Source organism: Cryobacterium sp. TMT1-19, assembly GCF_004403055.1.
Taxonomy (GTDB): Bacteria; Actinomycetota; Actinomycetes; order Actinomycetales; family Microbacteriaceae; genus Cryobacterium; species Cryobacterium sandaracinum.
Genome location: NZ_SOHB01000035.1, coordinates 1 through 23,685, shown reverse-complemented (window position 1 = coordinate 23,685; position 23,685 = coordinate 1). Strand labels below are relative to the sequence as shown.

General features: G+C 68.3%; 21 protein-coding genes. 11 read left to right on the top strand and 10 right to left on the bottom strand.

The window, feature by feature from the left end; genetic code table 11:
- Positions 1 to 2: 2 nt before the first annotated feature.
- The 6 genes from E3T40_RS09860 to E3T40_RS09835 form a co-directional block, all read right to left on the bottom strand.
- Entirely contained in the window at positions 3 to 902 is a 900-nt protein-coding gene (locus E3T40_RS09860) for a glycosyltransferase family 2 protein (protein WP_134543313.1), read from the bottom strand.
- On the bottom strand, positions 889 to 1,701 hold the full coding sequence (locus tag E3T40_RS09855) for a CDP-alcohol phosphatidyltransferase family protein (RefSeq protein WP_104193890.1): 813 nt from the start codon (positions 1,699 to 1,701) through the stop codon (positions 889 to 891). Before E3T40_RS09855 ends, E3T40_RS09860 begins: the two co-directional genes overlap by 14 nt.
- On the bottom strand, positions 1,698 to 2,759 hold the full coding sequence (locus tag E3T40_RS09850) for a glycosyltransferase family 2 protein (protein ID WP_233193942.1): 1,062 nt from the start codon (positions 2,757 to 2,759) through the stop codon (positions 1,698 to 1,700). The genes E3T40_RS09855 and E3T40_RS09850 overlap by 4 nt, the downstream gene beginning before the upstream one ends.
- A gap of 134 nt (positions 2,760 to 2,893) precedes the next feature.
- Positions 2,894 to 4,474 carry a S1C family serine protease gene (locus E3T40_RS09845; RefSeq protein WP_134543311.1) on the bottom strand — a complete coding sequence of 527 codons (1,581 nt, stop codon included), beginning with the start codon at positions 4,472 to 4,474 and terminating at the stop codon, positions 2,894 to 2,896.
- A 119-nt stretch (positions 4,475 to 4,593) separates the two neighbouring features.
- Positions 4,594 to 5,469: a hypothetical protein gene (locus tag E3T40_RS09840; protein ID WP_134543309.1), complete on the bottom strand. Its 876-nt coding sequence runs from the start codon at positions 5,467 to 5,469 to the stop codon at positions 4,594 to 4,596.
- Complete coding sequence (locus tag E3T40_RS09835) at positions 5,445 to 6,026, bottom strand: hypothetical protein (protein WP_134543307.1); 582 nt, start codon at positions 6,024 to 6,026, stop codon at positions 5,445 to 5,447. The genes E3T40_RS09840 and E3T40_RS09835 overlap by 25 nt, the downstream gene beginning before the upstream one ends.
- A 78-nt stretch (positions 6,027 to 6,104) precedes the next feature.
- Between E3T40_RS09835 and E3T40_RS09830 the strand changes: the two genes are divergently transcribed.
- Positions 6,105 to 7,304 carry an aminotransferase class I/II-fold pyridoxal phosphate-dependent enzyme gene (locus E3T40_RS09830; protein WP_134543305.1) on the top strand — a complete coding sequence of 400 codons (1,200 nt, stop codon included), beginning with the start codon at positions 6,105 to 6,107 and terminating at the stop codon, positions 7,302 to 7,304.
- A 41-nt stretch (positions 7,305 to 7,345) separates the two neighbouring features.
- Here the strand turns inward: E3T40_RS09830 and E3T40_RS09825 are convergent, their stop codons facing one another.
- Positions 7,346 to 8,419, bottom strand: coding sequence for an alkene reductase (locus E3T40_RS09825; protein ID WP_134543304.1), 1,074 nt, complete (start codon positions 8,417 to 8,419; stop codon positions 7,346 to 7,348).
- Between the two features lie 162 nt (positions 8,420 to 8,581).
- On the opposite strand from E3T40_RS09825, the gene E3T40_RS09820 reads away from it, so the two are divergent.
- Both E3T40_RS09820 and E3T40_RS09815 read left to right on the top strand, forming a co-directional pair.
- A complete protein-coding gene (locus E3T40_RS09820) occupies positions 8,582 to 9,613 on the top strand; it encodes an alpha/beta fold hydrolase (protein ID WP_134543302.1) in 1,032 nt (343 codons plus the stop codon).
- Between the two features lie 147 nt (positions 9,614 to 9,760).
- Positions 9,761 to 10,165, top strand: coding sequence for an ATP-dependent DNA ligase (locus E3T40_RS09815; protein WP_233191304.1), 405 nt, complete (start codon positions 9,761 to 9,763; stop codon positions 10,163 to 10,165).
- A gap of 13 nt (positions 10,166 to 10,178) precedes the next feature.
- Here the strand turns inward: E3T40_RS09815 and E3T40_RS09810 are convergent, their stop codons facing one another.
- The gene (locus tag E3T40_RS09810; protein WP_134543300.1) at positions 10,179 to 11,054 is read right to left on the bottom strand and encodes a carbon-nitrogen hydrolase family protein; all 876 of its coding nucleotides are present in this window, start codon (positions 11,052 to 11,054) and stop codon (positions 10,179 to 10,181) included.
- Positions 11,055 to 11,165: 111 nt separating this feature from the next.
- On the opposite strand from E3T40_RS09810, the gene E3T40_RS09805 reads away from it, so the two are divergent.
- From E3T40_RS09805 to adhE, 8 genes are all read left to right on the top strand, one after another.
- Positions 11,166 to 12,701 carry a glycosyltransferase family 39 protein gene (locus E3T40_RS09805; protein WP_134543298.1) on the top strand — a complete coding sequence of 512 codons (1,536 nt, stop codon included), beginning with the start codon at positions 11,166 to 11,168 and terminating at the stop codon, positions 12,699 to 12,701.
- 4 nt (positions 12,702 to 12,705) lie between these two features.
- The gene (locus tag E3T40_RS09800; RefSeq protein ID WP_104171564.1) at positions 12,706 to 13,461 is read left to right on the top strand and encodes a polyprenol monophosphomannose synthase; all 756 of its coding nucleotides are present in this window, start codon (positions 12,706 to 12,708) and stop codon (positions 13,459 to 13,461) included.
- Positions 13,462 to 13,558: 97 nt separating this feature from the next.
- Positions 13,559 to 14,269 carry an NUDIX domain-containing protein gene (locus E3T40_RS09795; RefSeq protein WP_104193897.1) on the top strand — a complete coding sequence of 237 codons (711 nt, stop codon included), beginning with the start codon at positions 13,559 to 13,561 and terminating at the stop codon, positions 14,267 to 14,269.
- A gap of 82 nt (positions 14,270 to 14,351) precedes the next feature.
- On the top strand, positions 14,352 to 15,662 hold the full coding sequence (gene nadA / locus E3T40_RS09790; protein ID WP_134543297.1) for a quinolinate synthase NadA: 1,311 nt from the start codon (positions 14,352 to 14,354) through the stop codon (positions 15,660 to 15,662).
- A gap of 2 nt (positions 15,663 to 15,664) precedes the next feature.
- On the top strand, positions 15,665 to 17,323 hold the full coding sequence (nadB, locus tag E3T40_RS09785) for an L-aspartate oxidase (RefSeq protein WP_104171561.1): 1,659 nt from the start codon (positions 15,665 to 15,667) through the stop codon (positions 17,321 to 17,323).
- Complete coding sequence (nadC, locus tag E3T40_RS09780; protein ID WP_104171560.1) at positions 17,317 to 18,177, top strand: carboxylating nicotinate-nucleotide diphosphorylase; 861 nt, start codon at positions 17,317 to 17,319, stop codon at positions 18,175 to 18,177. The genes nadB and nadC overlap by 7 nt, the downstream gene beginning before the upstream one ends.
- Before the next feature lie 11 nt (positions 18,178 to 18,188).
- The gene (locus E3T40_RS09775) at positions 18,189 to 19,334 is read left to right on the top strand and encodes a cysteine desulfurase family protein (protein ID WP_134543295.1); all 1,146 of its coding nucleotides are present in this window, start codon (positions 18,189 to 18,191) and stop codon (positions 19,332 to 19,334) included.
- Between the two features lie 264 nt (positions 19,335 to 19,598).
- Positions 19,599 to 22,322: a bifunctional acetaldehyde-CoA/alcohol dehydrogenase gene (gene adhE / locus E3T40_RS09770; protein ID WP_134543293.1), complete on the top strand. Its 2,724-nt coding sequence runs from the start codon at positions 19,599 to 19,601 to the stop codon at positions 22,320 to 22,322.
- Between the two features lie 105 nt (positions 22,323 to 22,427).
- On the opposite strand, the gene E3T40_RS09765 is transcribed toward adhE, so the two are convergent.
- Both E3T40_RS09765 and E3T40_RS09760 read right to left on the bottom strand, forming a co-directional pair.
- Complete coding sequence (locus E3T40_RS09765; RefSeq protein ID WP_134543291.1) at positions 22,428 to 23,159, bottom strand: maleylpyruvate isomerase family mycothiol-dependent enzyme; 732 nt, start codon at positions 23,157 to 23,159, stop codon at positions 22,428 to 22,430.
- Between the two features lie 182 nt (positions 23,160 to 23,341).
- Positions 23,342 to 23,685, bottom strand: a 344-nt coding sequence (locus tag E3T40_RS09760) for an HNH endonuclease signature motif containing protein (protein WP_134543289.1), incomplete at its 5' end; no start/stop codon positions are given.

Genomic DNA, 23,685 nt, shown 5'->3' with positions numbered 1-23,685 from the left:
CGTTAGACGATGGGCGGCCGTCCGGCCAGCGTCATCCGCCACACCGTGCGCGCCCTGAGGGGACGCCGCTCCCCCGGGTCGGTGGTCCACCCCTCGCGGAAACCGGTGAGCCAGGCGCGCAGCGCGCCCGGATTTCGAGCCCAGCGCAGTACCTGGATCAGAAGCCAGGACCCGGCGTAGACGGGCACGAGCAGGACCGGAAGGTTGCGGCGGGCCAGCCAGACCCGGTTGCGGGCGTTCAATCGGTAGTAGTCGGCGTGCCGGGTGGGCGCGATCACGGGATGATTCGCTTCCAGCTCGCCGGCGTACCAGGCGCGCAGGCCCAGGTCCCAGACACGCCAGGCCAGCTCGATGCCCTCATGGGCGTAGAAGAACGGCTCGGCCCAGCCCCCGGTGGCGTCGAAGGCGGCCCGGGGTAGCAGCACGGCACCCTCCCAGACCGAGAAGACGTTGCTGGAATGGGTGGCTTCGCCCTTGCGGATGCGCGGAATCCAGCGTCTCGGCGACACGATCCCGGCCGGATCGACCACTCGGGGCTGCAGGAGTCCGATGGTCGAATCCGCCCGCAGCACGCCGATGGCGTCTCGCAGAAAGTGCCGGTCCGGGATGCTGGCGTCGTCGTCGAGGAAGAAGAGAAACTCGCCCGCGACGCGGGAGACCCCGCGGTTGCGGCCGGCCGGAATGCCCAGGTTCTCGGGCAGGCCGAGCGTCTTCACCTGGTCCGGCAGCCCGGTCGGCTGCCAGCCATTGCCCACGCACACGATGTCCAGGAGAACGTCCTGCTGGGCCAGCAGACTGCGGATGCCGCGGGCAAGGTCGTCGGGACGGGTGCCCTGGGTGAGCAGCACAACCCCCACTGTCGGCAGGGCGGGCCCGACCGGTGAAGCGTTAGGACCGGACACGCTTGGACGCCATGATGGCCACGAAGTGGCCCACCAGTGAGAGGAAGGCCAGCGGGACGAGCACGACCAGCACGAACCGGTCGACCGCCGGCTCGCCGAGGAAGCTGCCGACGACCGCGGCGACGAAGATCAGCATGGTCAGTTCGACCGAGTGGTACAGCCGGTGGAACGGGAGGAACCGGGCCAGGCGGCGGGCGCGGGCGATGAGGCTCGACGTCGGGGCCTGCTCGTGCTTGCGATCGGCGAGTTTGGTCAGGCCGGCGTTCGCGCGGGCCACGTGCACCATGTCGTTGAGGGCCTTGTTCAGCACGATGACGAGGGCGAGCAGCAGTGCGAGCGTGGTCCACAGGAAGTCGGCGGGGGCCTCGAACGGGTAGAAGGCGCACCGGATCCCGAACGCGATCGGGATGAGGGCCTCTGTCGTGTAGTGCCCGACCTTGTCGAGAAACACGCCGGCCGGGGAGGACTGCCGGCGCCAGCGGGCGACCTCGCCGTCGGAGCAGTCGACCAACATCTGCAGCTGCCCAAGCAGGAGGGCGAGCATCGCGCCCCAGATGCCGGGAATGAGCAGCGCGGCGGCCGTGGACCAGCCGACCAGGATCATCAGGCCGGTGACGCCGTTCGCCGAGATGGAGGTCTTCAGAAGCATCCAGGTCAGATACGGGGAGATGTCGCGCAGGTAGAGCGACGCCGTCCAGTGCTCGGCGTTCGCCCGCAGCCGAACTTCCGGCGGCTGGGCCACCTGGCGCAGCTCGGCGATTGAGGAGGGTCGAGTCGCCGCGGGATTCGCTGACGTCATTGGTGCCTTCCGGTATGGGCCGTGATGTTGGTGGTGAATTTTAGAAACCCGAGCAGGAAGCCGATCCCCCAGCAGAAGTGAATGCAGGGCAAGACTACGAGAAACCACAGCCCGGCACGAAACCCGTCCGGCCGGGTCACCAGGGCCGTGGCCACGGCGACGAGCCCCAGGTAGGCGGCGGGAATCAGAAAACCGAGCAGCAACCACGGGTTCGCCCCGGTGAGGAGCTGAACCAGGCCGGCCAGCCCGGCCAGAGTGCCGACAGTGACACCCAGGACCATGACGGGCGGGGCGAAGTAACGGATGCCGTTGTCCTCGGGATATCGGCGGGCGAGTTCCCCTCGCCAGAGGCCGGTGGACACCATCTGCCGGGCCAGCCGGGCCAGACTCGGCCGGGGCCGATAGACGACCCGGAGCCGGGGTGTGAACCAGACGATGCCGCCCTGGTCGCGCAGGCGGCGGTTGAGTTCCCAGTCCTGGCCGCGCTTGATGCCCTCGTCGAAGAGGCCGACGCGCACGATGCTGTCCATCCGGAAACAGCCCAGGTAGACGGTTTCCGCGGGGCCCTCCGGGCCGCCGATGTGCAGGGGAGTGCCGCCGAGGCCGATCTTCGTGCCGTAAGCGCGCGCGACGGCTTTCTGGAACGGGCTCTCGCCCTGGGCGTCCATGACGCCGCCGACATTGTCGGCGCCGGTGCGCTCAAGGGTCTCCACGGCGATGCGGGCGTAGTCCGGCGGCAGCACCGAATGGGCGTCGACGCGAATGACGAACGCGTACTGCGAGGCACGGATAGCCGTGTTGAGGCCTGCCGGAGTGGAGCCGATCTCGTTCGCCACGATGCGGATGCGCGGATCAACCGCGGCCATCTCCTCAACCAGTTCGGTTGTGCCGTCGATGCTCGGGCCGAGGGCCAGGGTGACCTCGAAGGGCCCCGAGTAATCCTGGCGGAGCAGACTGGTCACGGCGGCGCGCACATGGGTGACGTCATTCAGCACCGGCATCACATAGGAAACCCCGAGCAGGGATGCGGCTCCGGAAGAGGGATCCTGGCTGGTCATAGTTCCATTCTTCTGGCGGGATGTAAGAGCCTACCAGCCGGGTGTTTCCTGCCAGCATCGGGGCCGAAAACGACAGCTGCGCCGCCGGTGGATCACCGGCGGCGCAGCTGTTGTTCTCTGGAAGGAGCGAGTGGTCAGCTGGAGAGTGCGCCGACCGTGACGGATACCGTGGCCGACTTTCCATCGCGCACAAAGGTGAGGTCGGCCGTCTCGCCGGCCGCGAGAGCGCGCACCTGGGCGGTGAGGTCGTTCGCGTCGGTGATGGGTAGATCGTTGAGGTTGGTGACGATGTCGCCCTTTCGCAGTCCGGCCTTCTCCGCTGCACCGCCCGCCGAGACCTCGCTGATCAGGGCGCCGACGGTGGCGCTCTCCGGGCTGCCGGCAGCGCTGGTGACACTGGCGCCGAGCAGACCGTGGCTGGCCGTGCCGGTGGCGATCAGTTCGTCGGAGATACGCTTGGCCAGGTTCGACGGGATGGAGAAGCCCACGCCGATGCTGCCGGCGGCCGCCGAGTCGCCGCCCGCGCTGGCGATGGCGACGTTGATGCCGATCAGCTCGCCCTTGGCGTTGAGCAGGGCTCCGCCGGAGTTGCCGGGGTTGATCGCGGCATCCGTCTGGATGACCGAGAGGGAGATGCTGCCGGTGGAGGGAGCCTGGGCCGGGCCGCCGTTCTGGTCGGGAAGGTCGAAAAAGAACGGGCTCTGCTCTTCGTCGGGTGCGGAGTTCTCGGGTGTCGACGGGGCAGCCGAGGAGGCGATGGAGATGCTGCGGTTCAGTGCGCTGACGATGCCGTCGGTGACGCTGCCGGAGAGGCCGAGCGGTGCGCCGATCGCGATGGCGCTGTCGCCGACGTTGAGCTTGCCGGAATCGGCCCATTTGATCGGCGCCAGGCCGCTCGCACCGTCCAGCTTGATCACGGCGAGGTCGGAAACCGGGTCGGTGCCGACAATGGTGGCGGCGTAGAGCTTGCCGTCACTGGCGGTGACCTGAATGCTGGCGTCGGCGGCGGCGCCGTCGAGGGTGACGACGTGCGTGTTCGTGAGAATGTAGCCGTCTTCGGACAGGATGACGCCGGAACCGGTTCCGCCGGAGCTGCCGTCGGAGGCGGCGATGGTGACGACACTGGGCGTGGCCTTGGCGGCGACCGCCGTAATCTGGTTGACGCTGTCGGTGTTGTTGACCACGACCGTGCTGGGGCCGTCGGCCTGGCTGGTCGGGATTCCGACGGTCTGGTTAGTGACCACGAAGGCCGTGACGCCGGCGCCGGATGCCCCTCCGACGAGAGCGCCGATGGCGAGGGCCGCGATCAGGGCGATATTACCCGAGCGGCGGGGCTGCGTGCGCGGGCCGCCGGGCTGGTCGGCGGCGTACCCGTTCTGATGGGCGTAGGACTGCGGCTGGGTATTCGGCGCGTAGGGATTCGAGGTGGTGCTTCCCGCGACCGGGCGACCGAAGGAATCCGTGGCATGCGCGCGCGCGGGCTGGGCCGAGGTGGAGGTGGGCTGGGCCGCGGTGGGCTGGGCCGGCGACTGCTCAGAGGCGGAAACCGTGTCGGGGATGACCTCGGTCGGCTTCTCGTCGCCGGGGGTGCCGCCGGAGGAGTGATCCGCAGAGGGCTGGGCCGTGGCGGAAGCCTCGCCGGCCGCATTGACTTCGAATGGGACTGCGTCGTCGGGATCGGGAGTGGTGCCGGGTGCCTGCGGATTGTCGGTCATGGTGTGCTCCTTCCAAGCGTTTCCACCTTGACTCCTGAACCTGAACGAATGATCTGTGCAGCCTGGGAGCATTCAATGACGACGCCGTGACTTGAGCGGTGCCGGGTCGATCGACACAGTTAGCAACCCGGACCAGCCGGGTTTGTCGTGCACTCGCGGTTGACGAGCACCGTCTGGGCATCCCCCACGATCACGCCGAGCGGGCTGGCCGAAGTCGACATCGTACCCTGCACCGGCCGCCAGGCAAGGCCCGCGAAGCGATACTCGGCCGAGTACACCACCGCGACGACCACGGCATAGCTTCCCGGACTGGCGAACGCGTGGCTGGTGGCGGTGTCGGAGAATTCCGGGAGGCCCAGTGCCGCCCAGGTCGCGCCGCCCGAGTTCGTGCTTGCCTGGGCACCGTCGCCGTAGGACCAGCGGTAGCCGACCGGGGTAAAACGAACCTCCGCCGGATATCCCAGCAAGGCGCCGGTACGGGAGTGCTCGGATGCCGACGCGATGAAGTTCGCGGGCAGACCCGCCACGCTCCAGCCGCGCGGTTCCATCGTCTGGGACGGCGCCGCGGGCTGGAAGTTGACCAGATCGCTAACCCTCACCACGAAGTTCGGATCGCACGGCGACCCCGGAATGCAGTTGACCGTGAAGTCGTCGCGCACGAACGCCAGCGGATCGACGACGGGTGCTGCACCGACTTGGCCGCCACCGGCGTTGCCGCTGCCGCTGCCGGAACCGGACCCGCCCGCCCCGGATCCCGCTCCGCCACCGGCTTCGTTCCCGGACCCCTGTCCCCCGCCGGTCTCGTACCCCGCAGAAAGGTCCACCCCGCCGTTATTGATGTGTCCGGATACTTCTGGTGGCGAACAAAAGCCGGCCCGCAGCTCACCTTGCGTGCATTGACTAGTAGCCGCGCTGGCTAGTTCATCTTCGGAGACAAGAAACAGGGCGAGTAGGGCACTCGCCGCGACCCCTAGCAGTAGTTTTTGCCGGACCATGACTCACTCGATGTGATCGTTAGATCATTTGATGCAGCCCTCGAATTTTGAAAGGTGATCGTGAGGGGGAATCTGTCGACGCGATCATTGGGGACAACGGAGGCACCTGTACTGTCAACAACGTCCACTCGGGTGACATCAGAGCAAAGGTACGCAGTCACAGCGGTCTGACCGCGGCCATCATCTTTGATGGACTGCAGTTGAACGGAATCAAAGGATGTCGACCCGACCGATCTATAGCCATTGTCCGTATACAGGTTTGCAGAATCAGTTTCAGCCCTTAGGGCTTCTTCAGCAGTAACGTCCACCAGCCGACTGGTATCTTTTCCTCCATCCGCGAGCACCATATCGATGACAGCCAGATACGCCGCATAGGCTTCGGTGGCCGCAGCCAGAGCTTCCTCATCGGACGCGAAGACGGGGGCATCCGTCGGCGCGGTCGTCTCGGACGCCTGGGGCGCTTGGGGCACCGGTTCGGGCGTGCAACCGGTCAGCGCGAGTGTGCCGAGCAGCAGCAGCGAGCTCAGAACGAGGAGGTCGCGCTGCACGGTCCGCATGCGGCCAACCTAGGGCATCCGGCGCAGCCCCGCTCGAACTTTCCACATGTCGTAGTTTGGAGCCATGCAGGTGACATCATGACAATCTCCGGGGCCTGGCGACGTACGGCCCGTGGGGCCGGCCTGCTCGCCGCGGACGGCACCGTCGCCGCGAGCATTTTCGCGGAGATGAGTGCCCTCGCCCTGCGCACCGGCGCCATCAACCTCGGCCAGGGATTCCCCGACGAGGGCGGCCCTGCCGAGGTTCTCGAAGCCGCACGCCAGGCGATCTCCGACGGTGCGAACCAGTACCCGCCGGGGCGCGGCTTGCCCGTGCTGCGGGGCGCCATCGCTCGGCATCAGCACCGGTTCTACGGCCTGTCCGTCGATCCGGATACCGAGGTCCTGGTGACGGCGGGTGCCACCGAGGCGCTGGCGGCAACCGTTCTCGCACTGCTCGACCCCGGCGACGAGGTTGTCACGCTGGAGCCGTTCTACGACGCTTACGGCGGCCTGATCGCGCTGGGCGGGGGCATCCATCGCACGGTGCGCCTGCGGGCGCCCGATTTCCAGCCGGACCGCGACGAACTGCGCGCCGCCATCACGGACCGCACCCGACTGATTATCGTGAACAATCCGCACAACCCCACCGGGGCCGTGCTGCCGCGCGAGACCCTGGAACTCATCGTGTCCCTCGCACACCGTCACGACGCGCTCATCGTGACCGACGAGGTCTACGAGCACCTCACCTTCGGTGTCGCCCACGTGCCCGTCGCGACGATTCCGGGCGCGAGCGAGCGCACCATCACGATCTCCTCCGGTGGGAAGACGTTCAACACCACCGGCTGGAAGATCGGCTGGCTCACCGCCCCGTCCGCTCTTGTCACCGCAATCCTGGCCGTGAAGCAGTTCCTCACCTATGTGAACGGCGCGCCGTTCCAGCCGGCGATCGCGCGGGGCCTCGACCTGCCGGACACCTTCTACACCGGTGTCGCCGCCGACCTGCAGGCCAAGCGTGACGTTCTCGAGAGCGGCCTGATCGAAGCGGGGTTCACGGTCAGTCGACCTCAGGGGTCGTATTTCATCGTGGCGGATGCCGCGCCGCTCGGCTACCCTGACGGCACCGAGTTCTGCCGGGTGCTGCCCGATCTCGCCGGGGTGGTCGCGGTTCCGATCGGCGCGTTCTGCTCCGCCCGTCACCAGTCCGAGTATGCCTCGCTGGTGCGATTCGCCTACTGTAAAAAAGTGGACGTGCTCGAGCGCGCCGCCGCCCAGCTGGCCGGCATCATCGCCCGTTAGCCGCCCGGCAGCCGCCGCTTTGGAGGTGCCGACAGGGGGTTCTAGTGCGCCAGTGCCGGGTAGTCCGTGTAGCCCTCGGCTCCGGCACCGTAGAAGGTAAGCGGGTCGGGAGCGTTCAGCGGCAGGTCCTTGAGCCAGCGCGACACGAGGTCGGGGTTGGCGATCACGGCACGGCCCACGACGACCGCATCCGCCAGTTCGTCGGCGATGATGGCCATCGCCTCGTCCCGGTCGGTGACCTCGCCGAAGCCGCTGTTCACCAGGAGCGGCCCAGCGAAACGGGCACGCAGCTGCTGCACCAGTTCGCCGGCCGGCTCGCGGTGCAGGATGCTCAGGTACGCAAGGCCCAGCGGAGCGAGTGCGTCGGCGAGCGCGCCGTAGGTGGCCAGAAGGTCGGCGGCATCCGTTTCGAGGGCATCCTGAATGTTGTGCTCCGGCGAGACCCGGATGCCGACGCGGCCGGCGCCGATCGCCTCGGCCACCGCGGTGACGACGTCGACGACGAAACGGGCCCGGTTCTGCGGGGAGCCGCCGTAGATGTCGTCGCGCTGGTTGGAGGCCGGCGAGAGGAACTCGTGCAGGAGGTAACCGTTCGCGGAGTGAATCTCGACGCCGTCGAGTCCCGCGGCGATGGAGTTACGGGAGGCCTGCACGAAGTCCGCGATCACGCCGGGGAGTTCGTCGAGTGTGAGGGCGTGCGGTACCGGGTAGGCAGCCTTTCCCGCGTAGGTGTGGGTTTCGCCCTGGATGGCGATGGCGCTGGGAGCCACGACCTCGCGGCCGCCGTTGGTGCCCTCGTGGGTGACGCGGCCCGCGTGCATTACCTGGGCGACCAGGCGCCCGCCGGCGAAGTGCACGGCGTCGGCGACGTTGGTCCAGCCGGCGATCTGCTCGGGGGTGACCAGCCCCGGCTGGCCGGGGAAGCCCTGACCGGCGTGGCTGGGGTAGGTGCCCTCGGTCACGATCAAGCCGAGCGAAGCACGCTGCTTGTAGTGCTCGACGACGAGGGGGCCGGGAACGCCCTCGATTCCGGACCGAACCCGGGTCAGCGGCGCCATGACGAGCCGGTTGGGCAGTTCCAGGTCGCCGAGGGATAACGGGGAGAAAAGATTCACGAATAGCTCTTTCTGTGGGTCAGGGTGTCGCCGGACGGCGCGCGCGCCGTCTCGGACAGGGGAAGCAGCTCCCCCTGGGGCCAACGGCCCTGCTCTCCCGCGCATTCCCCTCACCCGTCACGGTCGGGCAATCCACAGGAGCCGACGCACCGAACCAGCATTATGAGCACCATCGCCGAGACCCGGCCGACGACGTCGCCACGGAGCTTCCCGGCCCCGGATGCACCGACCCGGGAGGACCCGGACCGCACCGGATACTGCCCGTTCCCTCTGTCGTCCGACGCCCGGGCCTTCGGACTGACCACGAGCTCCATGCGGCTGCGCCAGGCAACGGTTTCGGTGCGGCACGGCCGCCGTACCGGGAGCGACACCGCGACCATCCTGCTGCACGGCGCCGCGGGATCTTGGACGACCTGGACGCCGCTGCTGGCCGCGGCCGACGTCTCCGGTCTCGGCCTGACCGACCTGATCATCCCCGACCTGCCCGGCTGGGGGGACTCGCCGCTTCCGGCGGCGGGACCCTCTCGTTCCATCGAGGCAACCGCTGCGGTGGTGGCCGAGATCGCCTGTGCGCTCGGCTACCGCTCCTGGACCGTGATCGGCCACTCCCTCGGCGGCTTCGTGGCACTCGAACTTGCCGCAAGCGAGACCCAGTCGACCGCGTTCGTCGGCCTCGTCTCGGCCACGACGTTCTCGGTGATCGACACCGTGCGGCACCCGGTCGCCCGGTTCGCCGCGCTGCCGGGGTACAGCGCCCTACTGCCGGTACTGCGGGCCGTCGCCCGGGCCGGGCGCGCCGGCCATGGTCTGATCCGCCTGCTCCACCGCACCGGGCTGCTGCGCACGCTGGCGGCGCCCCTGTTCCGCCGACCGGAGCTGCTGCACGAGAGCGTCATCGGGGCCCTTGCGACCGAGCTGCGCCCGCAGGCGTTCGCCGTGGCATCCGACCTCGCCGGAACCTACGATGCCAACCGCTGGGCCCGGATCGAGTGCGCCGTGCACGCAACCCAGGGTGACGCCGACATTTTCGTGGCGGCGACGGATGCGGCCAGGCTCCGCGCGGTCATCCGCGGCTTCGATCTGGTCACGGTGCCGGGCACCGGGCACTTCGCGCACGTGGAGAAACCGTATGAGACGCTGCTTCACCTGTTGCCGAACGGATGCCTGTCCCGGTCAGGCGTGTTCCCGCAGTAGTAGTCGCTGTGTCCTGGACGATCCCGCGGCACGGCTGTTTCCCTTGTCAAGCGGGTTCATAGCGACCAAACTGAGGATCAGTCCTGAGATCTGGTCACCCTGTGTGGCCGGCCTCTGAACAGCCCCACCGATTGAAAGCGGCTCCCCATGGGTTCGTTGACGTATGACAGGGTCACGGTCGAATTCGACGACCGGATATTGGCGCATCTCCAGATCGTGATCGTACAGAAACTCCGCCGGGGCGAAAGCTTCCTGCTCTCGTGGCGAAACGCCGCCGAAGCCGGAAACGGTCGCAGTTCCGCGTGGCTGCACCCGGCCATTCCCCTGTATTTTAAGTTCTCCGGCGGTCAGCCGCCGAGCATCAACCCGCTGTGGCTCGCCCAGCTCACCCGTTCCGCTAACAGTTCCCAGGGTCTGGTGGCCACCGGCGAGGAGCGGGCGATGGGTGAACCCGAACATCCGGAGCGCACCGACCGCGGTCATCGCCCGGATCAGAAATTCACGGTGCGCGCGGCGCCCGCCTCGCAGGACACCATCGCCACCGAACTCTGAGCTGGCTGTACGCTCAGCGGGGCACGACCGCGAAGCGGCGCAGGGCCAGCGAGGGATTGCGGGCGCGCACGGCTGTGAGGCGCTCCGACAGCACCCAGGCGACGGCGACATCCGTTGTCTCGCCGATGGTGACCAGTTCCACGCCCATCGGGTCGACCACCATGCTGTTGCCGACGCCCACCGGCGGGGCGTGGTCGGCGGCCGCCACGTAGACCGTGTTCTCCAGGGCGCGCGCTGTCAGCAGCGTGCGCCAGTGCTGTTCCTTCAACGGTCCCCGCACCCACTCGGCGGGCACCAGCACCAGTTCGGCCCCCGCGTCGACCAGGCGGCGCGTCACCTCCGGGAAACGGATGTCGTAGCAGGTCTGCAGTCCCACCCGCAGTCCCACCACCTCGAACGTCTCGGGTTCCTCCACGGCGCCAGGCCGCACCCAGTCCGATTCACGGTCGCCGAAGGCGTCGTAGAGGTGCAGCTTGCGGTACTTCGCGACGAGTTCGCCGGCCGGATCCACCGCGACGAGGGTGTTGAAGAAGCGGCTCGGGTCATCCGTGGCCTCCAGCATGCCGGCCACGACATGCACGCCGAGTTCTGCCGCGAGCGCGGCGAGGGCGGCCACGAAGGGGCCGTCCACAGGTTCGGCCGCGGCGACGAAGGAGGGCCCCAGGACCGGTTCGAAGAAAGAGGAGTACTCGGGGAAGACGACCAGCCGGGCTCCGCGGCCGACGGCCGTCTCGGCGAGGGCACGCATGGCGGCGAGATTCACGGCCGGCTCGCGGCCGGGGGCGAACTGGGCCACCGCAACCCCCAGGGCAGCCACAGGGCCGGAGCCAGCGCCGGCAGCTGCATCTGCAGCGGGAGCAGGATCGCGCGTCTCGAGGGGATCGATCATGGCGTCAGCCTAGCCGCCGGCAACGCCTCGGCCGGGGTCGCGGCATCCGTTCCCCTCGGTCCGTACCGGTCCTGGGTTCCAGGGTTCAGCGGGGTGGCCTAACGTGTAGGCGTGTCTCCCCCTCCGCTGGTCTCCCGCCTGGTTCGCCCCGAGCCGCTGACCCTGCCCCTGCGCCGAACCGAAGGACTGGCAGCGATCCTCGGGCTGCTCGGCCTCCTCGTCTCGGCGGCCGGATCGTGGCGGCCCTCGTATTGGGGCGACGAGGCGGCCAGCGTGATGTCGGCGGAACGATCCCTGCCGGGGCTCTTCCGACTTCTGGACAACGTCGACGCGGTGCACGGCGCCTATTATCTGCTGCTGCACGTCTGGATCGGCCTCTTCGGCTCTTCGGAGCTGGCGACTCGCGGGCTGAGCGCCCTCTTCGTCGGCGTCGCGACGGCCGGCACCTTCGTGTTGGCACGCACCCTGATCTCCCACCGGGTCGGCGTGCTCGCGGCCATCGTCTTCGCGCTGCTCCCCCGGGTCACCTACATGGGCGCCGAAGCCCGTTCGGCCGCCGTCGCCACGGCCGTTGTGGTGTGGCTGACCGTTCTGCTGGTGCACCTGCTGCGGAGCCGCTATCAGGATCGCGCCACCCGCTTCGCGCTCTGGGCGGCTTACACCGCGCTCCTGGCCCTGGGAATCTACTTCTTCCTCTTTGTGCTGCTGCTGATCCCGGTGCTCGGCCTCGCCGTGCTGCTGATACCGCCGGAGGGCGACAGGTGGGCGGGCATTCGCGCCTGGACCCTGGCCACGGCCTCCGGGCTCGCCCTGGCTGCCCCCGTGATGGCGGCCAGCCTCCAGCAGCGCGATCAGATCGCCTTCATCGGGCGGCGCCCGCCGATCGCCGTGCTCACCGCCGCAGTGCACCAGTGGTTCGGCAACGTACCGCTGGCCGTTCTGGCGTGGGGTCTGATCCTGCTGGCGGTCGTGATGGTCTTCGCCGTGCGCGGGCGGTGGGCCGCACCAACAGCAACCAGGGCGGCCCTGGCGGTCATGCTGGCCTGGCTGATCGTGCCGAGCGCAGCGCTCCTGATCGGCACGCACCTCGTCACGCCGATGTACTCGCTGCGGTACCTGTCGGTGGGTACGCCGGCGGCGGCGATCGCCATCGCCATGGGGATCGCCTGCCTCCGGCCGCTCTGGCCGCAGGCCGCCGCGCTGGGCCTGATCACGGCTCTCATGCTGCCCACCTATCTCGACCAGCGCGGCGAGTTCGGCAAGAACTACGGCAGTGACCTGCGCCAAGCGTCCGAGGTCGTGCGGGCCGGCGCGCAGCCCGGAGACGCGATCGTTTTCGACGAGAGCGTGCGGCCCTCCCGCAAGCCCCGCCTCGCCCTGCGGCTCTACCCGGCCGCGTTCGAGGGCCTGCGGGACGTCACCCTCGCGGTGCCGTTCGACGCCACCAACGACTTGTGGGACGTGGCTGTGCCGCTGGAGCAGGTGACCGACCGACTTACCGACACGAACCGGGTCTGGGTGCTGCAGAACCAGGCCAGCGGTGAGAATAGGCGGGGGGACAACATCCGCACCCTGCAACAACTCGGGTTCACGGTCGCCGAGTCGACCATGCTGAATCGCACGCAGATCATCGAAATGACAAGGTAGCCCCATGGCTCGGACTCTGATCATCATCCCGACCTACAACGAGCAGGGCAACGTCGCGTCGATCGTGGCCCGGGTGCGCGCGAGCGTGCCGGCGGCCGACGTTCTGGTCGTCGATGATTCCTCCCCGGACGGCACGGGGCAGTTGGCTGACGCGCTGGCCGCCACCGATTCCCAGGTGCACGCCCTGCACCGCTCCCGGAAGAGCGGCCTCGGAGCCGCCTATCTCGAGGCCTTCGCCTGGGGGCTCTCCCGCGGCTACAACCGACTGGTGCAGCTCGACGCCGACGGATCGCACCTGCCAGAGCAACTGCCGACCCTGCTCGAGGCCGCGGAGACGGCGGATGTGGTGCTGGGCTCCCGCTGGGTCCCGGGCGGAATGGTGCGGAACTGGCCGTGGCACCGGCGTCTGCTGTCGCGGGGCGGATCGGTCTACTCGCGCGTGCTGCTCCGGCTGCCCCAGCGAGACGTCACCGGCGGTTACCGCGTCTTCACGGCGCATGCCCTCCGGCGAATGGACCTCTCCGGCGTCGAGAGCCTGGGCTACTGCTTCCAGATCGACATGCTGCTGCATGCGGTTCGGGCCGGGCTCAGCGTTGTCGAGAAGCCGATCACGTTCGTGGAGCGCACCGTCGGTTCCTCGAAGATGAGTGCCGCGATCGTGGCCGAGGCGATGGCCCGTGTCACGATCTGGGGTCTCACCGGCAGGAACGCTCGCCGCGTTGCCGCGTCTGCACCGACATCCCTCCCGCGTGCCCGCTGACCGGACCCGCACGCCGCCCCATGGGGCGTGACTTCTGGTCAGAGTGACTATAAGATGAATCCATTCAGTTAGAGTCACAATGACCTTTACTTGGGGAATGACAGTGGATGCGCGAATAAACACCCAGCTTGAGGCGACCCTCGCCGTGTCGACGGTCATTTTCGCCCTGCGGCCGGATCCGGAATCCGGCCACTCGACCCTGTGGCTGCCGCTTGTACGCCGCACCCGGGAACCCTACCTCGGCCAGTGGGCGTTGCCCGGCGGCGGCCTGCGGGCCGATGAGCGCCTGGCCGGCGCGGCCGCGCGCGCCCTGCGCGAGACCACGGGCCTGACCCCCAAGTACCTCGAGCAGCTCTACACCTTCGGGGATCCGGGGCGTTCCCCCGGCGGCCGGGTCGTCTCGGTCGTCTACTGGGCGCTCGTCGAGTCCGGTGAGGCGGCGCTGGCCGTCGAGGACGAGAACGTGCGGTGGTTTCCGGCCGACCACCTGTCGCCGCTCGCCTTCGACCACAACCTCATCGTGGAATACGCCCTCTGGCGCCTGCGCACCAAGGTGGAGTACTCCCGCATCGCGCACGCGTTCCTAGGCGAGACCTTCACGCTCGCGCAGCTGCGCGAGGTGCATGAGGCCGTACTGCAGAAGGCCCTTGACCCGGCCAACTTCCGCCGCACGATCGAGGGTTCAGGCACCGTGGTCGACACCGGCCAGCGCGTGGCCGGCGTACCGCATCGGCCGCCCCGCCTCTACCGCTACAACGATTCCGTTCATGCCACCGCTCCGGGTGCGCTCGAGCCGGCCATCGGCTGAGCATGACTCTTCCTCCCAGCACCCTCCTGCTGGCCACCGCTTGTCCGACTATCGCTTTGTATGATTATCGAGGAGTAACCGCATGACCATCGCATCGGTCGACCAGACCATTCGACTCATCAGCACGGGAGCTGCCGTCGGCAGCACGTGCAGCCCCGACCTGCTCACTGCCCCGTGGGAGTTTGATTCCGGCACGCCGGGCTACGGCCCGGGGTCGTCGATGGGCGATGTCATCCCCACCGGGTCACCGCGGCAGGGTGAGCTGCCCGAGGTCTACCGTCGCGCGTCGACGGAGGAACTCGGCGACCGCATCCGTACCGCCAAGGCCACGCTCGGCGACCGGGTCGTGGTCCTCGGGCACTTTTACCAGCGCGAGGAGGTGTTGGCGCACGCGGACTTCGTGGGCGACTCCTTCCAGCTGGCGCAGGCCACGAAGAGCCGTCCGGATGCCGAGGCGATCGTCTTCTGCGGAGTGCACTTCATGGCCGAAACCGCCGACTTGCTTTCCACGCCGGAGCAGGCGGTCATTCTGCCCAACCTCGCCGCCGGCTGCTCGATGGCCGATATGGCCGATATCGACTCCGTCACCGACTGCTGGGAACAGCTGGAGGACCTCTACGGCAGCGAGCAGGGCGTCGACGGCCGCGTGCCCGTGATCCCGGTCACCTACATGAATTCCTCGGCCGCGCTGAAGGCGTTCTGCGGCGAGCACGGCGGCATCGTCTGCACCTCCTCCAACGCCGAGACCGTGCTCGAGTGGGCCTTCGCCCGCGGCCGCCGCGTTCTCTTCTTCCCCGACCAGCACCTCGGCCGCAACACCGCCAAGTCGATGGGGGTGCCCCTCGAGCGGATGCCGATGTGGAACCCGCGCAAGGCCCTCGGCGGCAACACGGCCGAGGAGCTCGAGGCCGCCCAGGTCGTGCTCTGGCACGGGTTCTGCAGCGTGCATAAGCGCTTCACGGTGGACCAGATCACCGCGGCCCGCCAGTCGCACCCGGACGTGCGCGTGGTCGTGCACCCGGAGTGCCCGATGGGCGTCGTCGACGCCGCCGATTCCTACGGCTCGACCGACTTCATCAAGAAGGCCATCGAGGCAGCCCCGGCCGGGTCCACGTTCGCCATCGGCACCGAGATCAACCTGGTGCAGCGGCTCGCCGCACAGCACCCCGAGCACACCATCTTCTGCCTCGACCCGGTGGTCTGCCCCTGCTCCACCATGTACCGCATCCACTCGGGCTACCTGGCCTGGGTGCTCGAAGCGCTGGTCGGCACCGCGGACCGCGCGCCCGAGGTGCTCAATCGAATCCAGGTATCGGGCGAGGTTGCCGGCAACGCCCGCGTCGCCCTCGAACGGATGCTTTCCGCCAAGCCGCCCGTCTCCATCGAGGCCTGACCGTGACCCGCGTGCTCGTCGTCGGCAGTGGGCTGGCCGGACTCATCGCCGCGGTGCGTGCGACGGATGCCGGCCACCAGGTCACCCTCGTCACGAAAGCGGCCCTGCCCGACAGCAACACCCGCTGGGCCCAAGGCGGGATCGCCGCGGCCATGTTCCCCGATGACTCGGTCGAGTCACACGTACAGGACACCCTGCGCGCCGGGGCCGGACTCTGCGACCCGGTCGCAGTGCGCGTGCTCTGTTCCGAGGGACCGGCTCGGGTGCGGGACCTGATCCGGTTCGGTGTGGACTTCGACCGCGACGAGTCCGGGGTGACCCGCGGACTGGAGGCTGCCCACTCCCGCTCGCGGGTGCTGCACGCCGGCGGGGACGCCACGGGCGCAGCCATCGAGGCTGCCCTCGTGGCGACGGTGCGTGAACGGGCCGCCCGCTCGCTGCGGGGCGTGGGCGCCCGCCTGCGCGTGCAGGAACACACAATGCTGGTTGATCTGACCGTGCAGGACGGTCGCGTGACCGGGGCTGTCCTCCTCGGGCCCGACGAAGCACTCCGCACGATCCTGGCCGACACGGTGATCCTGGCGACCGGCGGTGCCGGCGAGGTCTTCCCGCACACCACGAACCCGGCTCTGGCGACGGGTGACGGCGTGGCCGCCGCGTGGCGCGCGGGGGCATCCGTCGCCGACCTCGAGTTCTACCAGTTCCACCCGACCGCACTCGCGGTTCCCGGTACCCCGCTGGTCTCCGAGGCGGTGCGCGGGGAAGGCGCCGTGCTGCGAAATGCGTCGGGCCACCGCTTCATGCTCGACCTGCACCCCGATGCGGAACTCGCCCCGCGCGACATCGTGGCCAGAGGCATCGCCCGGGAAATGACCAGGCAGGGCGGCGAACCGGTGCGACTGGACGCCACCGGTCTCGGCCGCGAACTTCTCGAGCGACGCTTCCCGACCATCACCGCGGCCTGCCGTGCTGCCGGCCTGGACTGGGCCGTCGAATCGATCCCGGTCGCCCCGGCGGCGCACTACTGGATGGGCGGGGTGCTCACGGATATCTGGGGCCGCACCAGCCTGCCCGGCCTGTTCGCCGTGGGTGAAGTGGCCCGCACCGGCGCCCACGGCGCCAACCGGTTGGCCTCCAACTCTCTGCTCGAGGCGGCCGTGTTCGCCGACCGGGCCGTGCGCGCGCTGCGCCTGCCGGTTCGGGTGTCGGCGGGGGTCTCGGTCGTGACCGGCTCGACCACCGGGGGATTGCCTGCCGGCGTCGACCGTGACGCGGTACAGCAGCTGATGTGGGAGTGCGCGGGAGTGCTGCGGAGTGGGGAGAAGCTCGCCGAGGCATCCGTCACCCTGGCCGACTGGGCCACCCGTCCGACGGGCCCGGACGAAACCACTGCACCTAATATGCGGGTTCGGGCATATGAAGACGCCAACCTGCTCGACCTGGCGCGGGTCACCGTGGCTTCCGCCCTGGCCCGGGAGGAATCGCGCGGCGCACATCACCGCTCCGACTACCCCGACGGCCGGCCCGAGCTCGCCCGCACCGTCGCCTGGACCCGCACCGTCGCCTGGACCCGCGGCACAGCCCCGGACACAGCCGACGGCATGCGGAGCACCCTGAATCTGGACCACCCCACTGAGGCCGAGGAGGCCATTGCATGCTGACCATGAATGCCATCGACACCGTCGTGCGCGCCGCGCTCGAGGAGGACGCCCCCTGGGGTGACCTCACCTCGCAGGTGCTGATCCCCGCCGACGCCGCCGCGACCGCGCAGCTGGTCGCCCGGGAATCCGGCGTCTTCAGCGGTGGTGCCGTGTTCGCGGCGGCCTTCCGACTGACCGACGCGCGCATCGTCGTTCGGATGCTCGTGGCCGACGGCACCGTCTTCGACGCCGGTGACACCCTGGCGGAAGTGTCGGGGTCCGCCCGCGGCATTCTGCAGGCCGAGCGCATCGGCTTGAACTTCGTGCAGCGCATGAGCGGGATCGCCACACTGACAGCGCTCTACGTGGCCGAGACGGCCGGCACCCGCGCCCGCATCGTCGACACCCGCAAGACCACCCCGGGCCTGCGTGTGCTGGAACGTGCCGCGGTGCGCGACGGCGGCGGCCACAACCACCGGTTCAGCCTCTCCGACGCGGTCATGGCCAAGGACAACCACCTGGCCGTGCTCACCGCGGGCGGCCTGAACCTCACCGAAGCGCTCCGGCAGGTGCGCGACCGCATCTCCCACACCACGCACCTCGAGGTGGAGGTGGACCGGATCGACCAAATCGAGCTTGTGCTTGCCGCCGGCGTCGACACGATCATGCTCGACAACTTCAGCCCCGACGACCTGCGCGAGGGCGTACGCCTCACGGGCGGCCGAGCACGCGTGGAGGCCAGCGGCGGCGTCTCTCTGCTGACCGTGCGCGGCATCGCCGAGACCGGCGTCGACATCATCTCGGTCGGGGCCATCACGCACAGCGTGCGCTCCCTCGACCTCGGCCTCGACGTTGTCATCCTCACCGAGGGCTGAGCGGTCCGGCCATGATCTATCTCGACAACGCCGCGACCACCCCGGTGCGACGGGAAGTTCTCGAGGTGCTCTGGCAGCAGCTCGCGGGCCGGTTCGGCAACCCATCGAGCCACCACCGAGTGGGTGAGGCCGCGGCCGCCGCGCTGGCCGAGGCGCGGGCCATGGTCGCGGGCGTGCTCGGGTGCCGGTCGGCCGACGTGGTGTTCACGACCGGCGGCACCGAGTCCGACAACCTCGCGATCAAGGGCATCGCCCTGGGCGCCCCACGCGGCCGTCACCTCATCACGACGCCGATCGAGCACGAGGCGGTACTCGAATCCTGCGACTATCTGCGCCGCCTGCACGGCTTCGAGGTGACGCTCCTGGACCCGGATGCCTCCGGCCGGGTGGATCCGGAACAGCTCCGCGCCGTGATCCGCCCGGATACCACCCTCGTCTCGGTGCAATACGCCAACAACGAGATCGGCACCGTTCAGCGGCTCGCGGAACTATCGGCCATCGCCCAGGGCGCCCGCGTGCCGCTCCACACCGACGCCGTGCAGGCGGCCGGCTGGCTTTCGGTCGACGTGGGGGCTCTCGGCGTCGATGCCCTGAGCCTGTCGGGCCACAAACTCGGCGCACCTCCCGGCATCGGGGTGCTTTTCCTGCGCGGCCGCATCGCGGTCGAACCGGTGCTGCACGGCGGCGGTCAGGAGCGCGGGCGCCGCAGCGGAACGGAGAACGTACCCGGGGCGCTGGCACTGGCGACCGCACTGCGCCTCGCCGAGGCGGAACGCGCGGAGGCAGCGCCCCGCATCACCGCGCTGCGGGATGCCTTCATCACCACGGTTCTGAGCGGCACACCGTCGGCCCGGCTCACCGGCCACTCGACGGAGCGTCTGCCGGGCACCGCCTCGTTCGTCTTCCCGGGCACGAGCGGCGAGGCGGTGTTGCTCGAACTGGAACAGCGCGGCATCGTCTGCTCGAGCGGGTCGGCCTGCGCGGCCGACAGCGACGAACCGTCCCACGTGTTGACCGCTCTGGGCATCCCGGCTGAGGTCGCCCAGACCGCCGTGCGGTTCACGCTGGCATCGACGACCACAGCAGCGGATGCGTCTGAAGCGGCCGCATCCGTTCAGGCCGCCGTGGGCACCGTCCGCAGTCTCGACCGAGGCTGACCTGCCGGGGCTTCAGGCGCGGCTTCGCGCGCGTGACGCGCGCGTGCACGCGCGCGCCAGAAACCGAACTTACTGCGAGTTGTCAGACAATTTCCGAAGGTTTCGTTTCTCGCGGCGAAGATGCCCCCGATCAGCTAATCTGCTGACGGCGACCGACCCTGGACCGCTGACTGCGCGTCCCTTGACGTGCGGCCGTCTGGCCAGCGCTCTAAGGTTATAGCTAAGAGGCGATAAGCCCAAGGTGGGCCGCCAAAAAGGGACACAATGACAATAATCGACAAACCAGTCACCGAGTCACTTGCCACTCAAATTGACTCTCTGGTTAAAGCCGCTCAGGTCGCGCTTCTGGATTACGCGAACTTCACGCAGGAACAAATCGACCACATCGTTAAGAAAGCCTCGGTGGCTGCTCTCAGCAAACACGCCGAACTTGCCGTTCACGCCGTAGCCGAAACCGGCCGTGGCGTATTCGAGGACAAGGCCGTTAAAAATCTTTTCGCATGCGAGCACGTTACGAACTCGATGCAAAACCTTAAGACCGTCGGCGTTATCAGCCGAGACGACATTACCGGCATTACTGAGATCGCCGAGCCGGTCGGCGTGATTTGCGGTGTGACCCCCGTTACGAACCCCACCTCGACCGCGATCTTCAAGTCGCTCATCGCGCTGAAGACCCGCAACCCGATCGTTTTCGGTTTCCACCCGGGCGCCCAGCAGTCTTCTGTGGCGGCAGCGCGCGTCGTGCGCGACGCCGCCATCCTCGCCGGTGCACCGGCAAACTGCATCCAGTGGGTTGAAACGCCGTCCCTCGAGGCCACCAGCCTGCTGATGAACCACCCGGGCGTCGCAACCATCCTCGCCACCGGTGGCAACGCCATGGTCCGGGCCGCGTACTCCTGCGGCAAGCCCGCCCTCGGCGTCGGAGCGGGCAACGTTCCCGCCTTCATCGAGAAGAGCGCCAAGCTCAAGCGTGCCATCAACGACGTCGTGCTCTCCAAGTCCTTCGACTATGGCATGATCTGCGCGTCGGAGCAGGCCGTCATCATCGAAGAGCCGCTCTACGCAGAAGCCATGGCCGAGTTCAAGATCCTGCACACCTACCTGGTCACCCCGGCCGAGAAGCTTCTCCTCGAGGACTACATCTTCGGAGTCCAGGCCAACTCGACCAACTGTGGCGAGGCCAAGCTCAACGCCGCCGTCGTCGGCAAGTCGCCGGTCTGGATCGCCCAGCAGGCCGGATTCACCATCCCGGCCGACACATCGATCATCCTGGTCGAGGTCGCCGGAGTGGGACCGCACGAGCCGATGACCCGCGAAAAGCTGGCACCCGTTCTCGCCGTGCTGCATGCCAAGGACGCTGAGGAGGGCATTTCGCTCTCCGAGCAGATGGTTGAATTCGACGGCCTCGGCCACTCGGGCTCCATACACAGCGAAAACCCGGCCATCATCGAAGAGTTCGGAACCCGCGTCAAGGCGGTCCGGATCATCACCAACGCTCCCAGCTCGCTCGGTGGTATCGGTGACATCTACAACGCGTTCATCCCGTCGTTGACGCTCGGCTGTGGCTCGTACGGACACAACTCCGTCTCGAACAACGTCTCCGCGATCAACCTCATCAACGTCAAGCGCATCGGCAGAAGGAACAACAACTTGCAGTGGTTCAAGGTCCCCGCCAAGACGTACTTCGAGCCGAACGCCATCCGTTACCTGGCGGACATGCGCAACGTCGAACGTGTCACGATCGTGACCGACTCGACCATGACCCGCCTCGGTTTCGTCGACAAGATCCTCGACATCCTGAACCGGCGCGAGGGCCGCGTCGCACTGCAGATCATCGACAACGTGCTGCCCGAACCGACCGTCTCAGCGGTCGAAAAGGGTGCCGCCGAAATGCGGGCCTTCAAGCCTGACACCATCATCGCCCTCGGCGGCGGCTCGCCGATGGACGCCGCGAAGGTCATGTGGCTGCTGTACGAACACCCCGAAATCGAATTCTCCGACATGAAGGAAAAGTTCTTCGACGTGCGCAAGCGCGCGTTCAAGTTCCCCGACCTCGGCGAACTGGCCAAGCTCGTCTGCATCCCCACCACTTCGGGCACCGGTTCGGAAATGACCCCGTTCGCCGTGATCACCGACGAAGTCACCGGAGTCAAGTACCCGCTCGCGGACTACGCCCTCCTGCCGACCGTCGCGATCATCGACCCCGTGCTCACGGCCATGATGCCGTCGTTCCTGGTTGCTGACTCGGGTTTCGACGCTCTCACGCACGCCACCGAGGCCTACGTGTCCGTCTACGCGAACGACTTCACCGACGGCCTCTGCCTGCACGCGATCAAGCTGATCTTCGAGAACATCGTGACCAGCGTCAACGGCACCACCGCCAGCACCGACGGTGAGGTCATCAAGGCCCGCGAGAAGATGCACAACGCCTCGTCGATCGCCGGTATGGCGTTCGGCAACGCGTTCCTGGGTATTTGTCACGCGATGGCTCACGTCACCGGCGCGCAGCTCCACCTGATCCACGGCCGGGTCAACGCGACCTACCTGCCGCACGTGATCCGTTACAACGGCCTCATCCCCACCAAGCTCACCAGCTGGCCCAAGTACGAGAGCTACATCGCCCCGGAGCGCTTCCAGCAGATCGCGAAGCACCTCGGCCTCCCGGCGTCCACCCCGGCGGAGGGCGTCGAGTCCTACGCCCTGGCCGTGGAGAAGCTGCGCGACCTGTCCGGCATCAAGCCGTCCTTCCAGGCGCAGGGTGTGCCGGAGGAGGACTTCATCAGCCGCCTCGACAGCCTGGCCATGGGTGCTTACGGTGACCAGTGCGCACCGGCCAACCCGCGCATGCCGATGCTCGACGACATGCACACCATCATGGAGGCCGCGTACTACGGCACCTCTTTCAACGAGGTCCGTGCCGGTCGCGCGGCCGTCGAAGCAGTGGCACCGGCCGAAGAAAAGAAGTCGGCCCGCAAGGCAGGCAAGTAGCCGTCACCGCCTGATTGACTGAGGAACGGCCCCGCACCTGTTGGTGCGGGGCCGTTCTCGTGTAAGGCCCACCCTGTGGCAGGAGCGAGCCTGGTCACAGTCAGTTCAGAGCCAGAGCGCTGCCACGGGGGTCTCCCCCGCATCGGAAGTAACGCCCGATCGGGCACGGCCGGCGGCCCAGGCGGCCAGGTCGGCGAGCGACCCCGTGACCTGGTGGGCGGCATCCGGATCACCGTAGCCTGTGTGCGTCGAATCCGTCGCGGTGAGCCGGCGGCCCGCGTCACCCCGGGAGGCCCAGGCACCGACGATCTCGCCGAGAAGCCGCTCGAGAGCCTCCTCCGGCAGGTCCCGGAAGCCGGCACCGTGGTTGAGGTCGACGGCGTGGATCCAGAGTTCGCGGGTGCGCATCCAGACCGTGTCCCGCAGCGGCACCATGGCACCCTGCCCGTTCCTGACCGGAACGACCCAGCGGTCGTCCGCCAGCGCCAGCCAGCGTCGGTCCAGGTCGGCGGCCGAGTCCGCCCAGGATTCACGGAGCGCGTCGGAACTGAGGATGCTGCCCGCGGCGATCTCCGCATTCCGCGCCTCCATCGAGGCATACATCACCGTCTCGGCTCCGGTGTCGGCCCACTGTGCCAGCCGTCCGATCGCACGGGCGTTGGACGCGACGTGCGCGACAACCTGGCGCCGGGTCCAGCCCGGCAGCAGGGAGTCCCCATCGAGTTCATCGTCCGTGAGCCCGTGCAGTTCGCGACCGAAGAATTCCGTGCCCCGCCGGGCGAGGTCCAGCGTCAACCGGCGTGCAGAAAGCTCAAACGGATCGTGGGGTGCGCTCATGAGGCCCCTTTCGTGGGTCAACGCGTATGGTCCCTACGCTACCCGGCGGCCCACCCTCCCCAACGTTCCCGCGACGCTGGTCGAGCCTGTCGAGCCCGGGACCGAGACTAGGGACCAGGGACCGGGGCAACATCGTCGGCCTGGGACCAGGGGCCANCCTGGGACCAGGGGCCAGGGACCCCCTATCCGTTCTTCCGTTCGACCGCGTCCGTCAACCGGGTGCGGGACTTGGTCACGTTCCGCCATTTGCGGGCCCCGGTCTCCAGCCAGGGTGGTGCCATGATCTGCACGGCGCCGCGGACCATCCGGATTGCCCAGCCGGAGGCGGCGAGGTAGCGGTGATGCCACCAGCACAAACACACGCCGTTGTCGGTGTGCGTCGGTCCGCCCTCGGAGTGCGGGATCACGTGGTGGATCTCGGTCATCCCGGCCGGGATTTTGCAGCCCGGGATGATGCAGGTGCCGTCGCGGAGCTGAATCGCCCGGCGTTGCGCGGCGGTGAAGCACCGTTCGGGTGAGCCGAGGG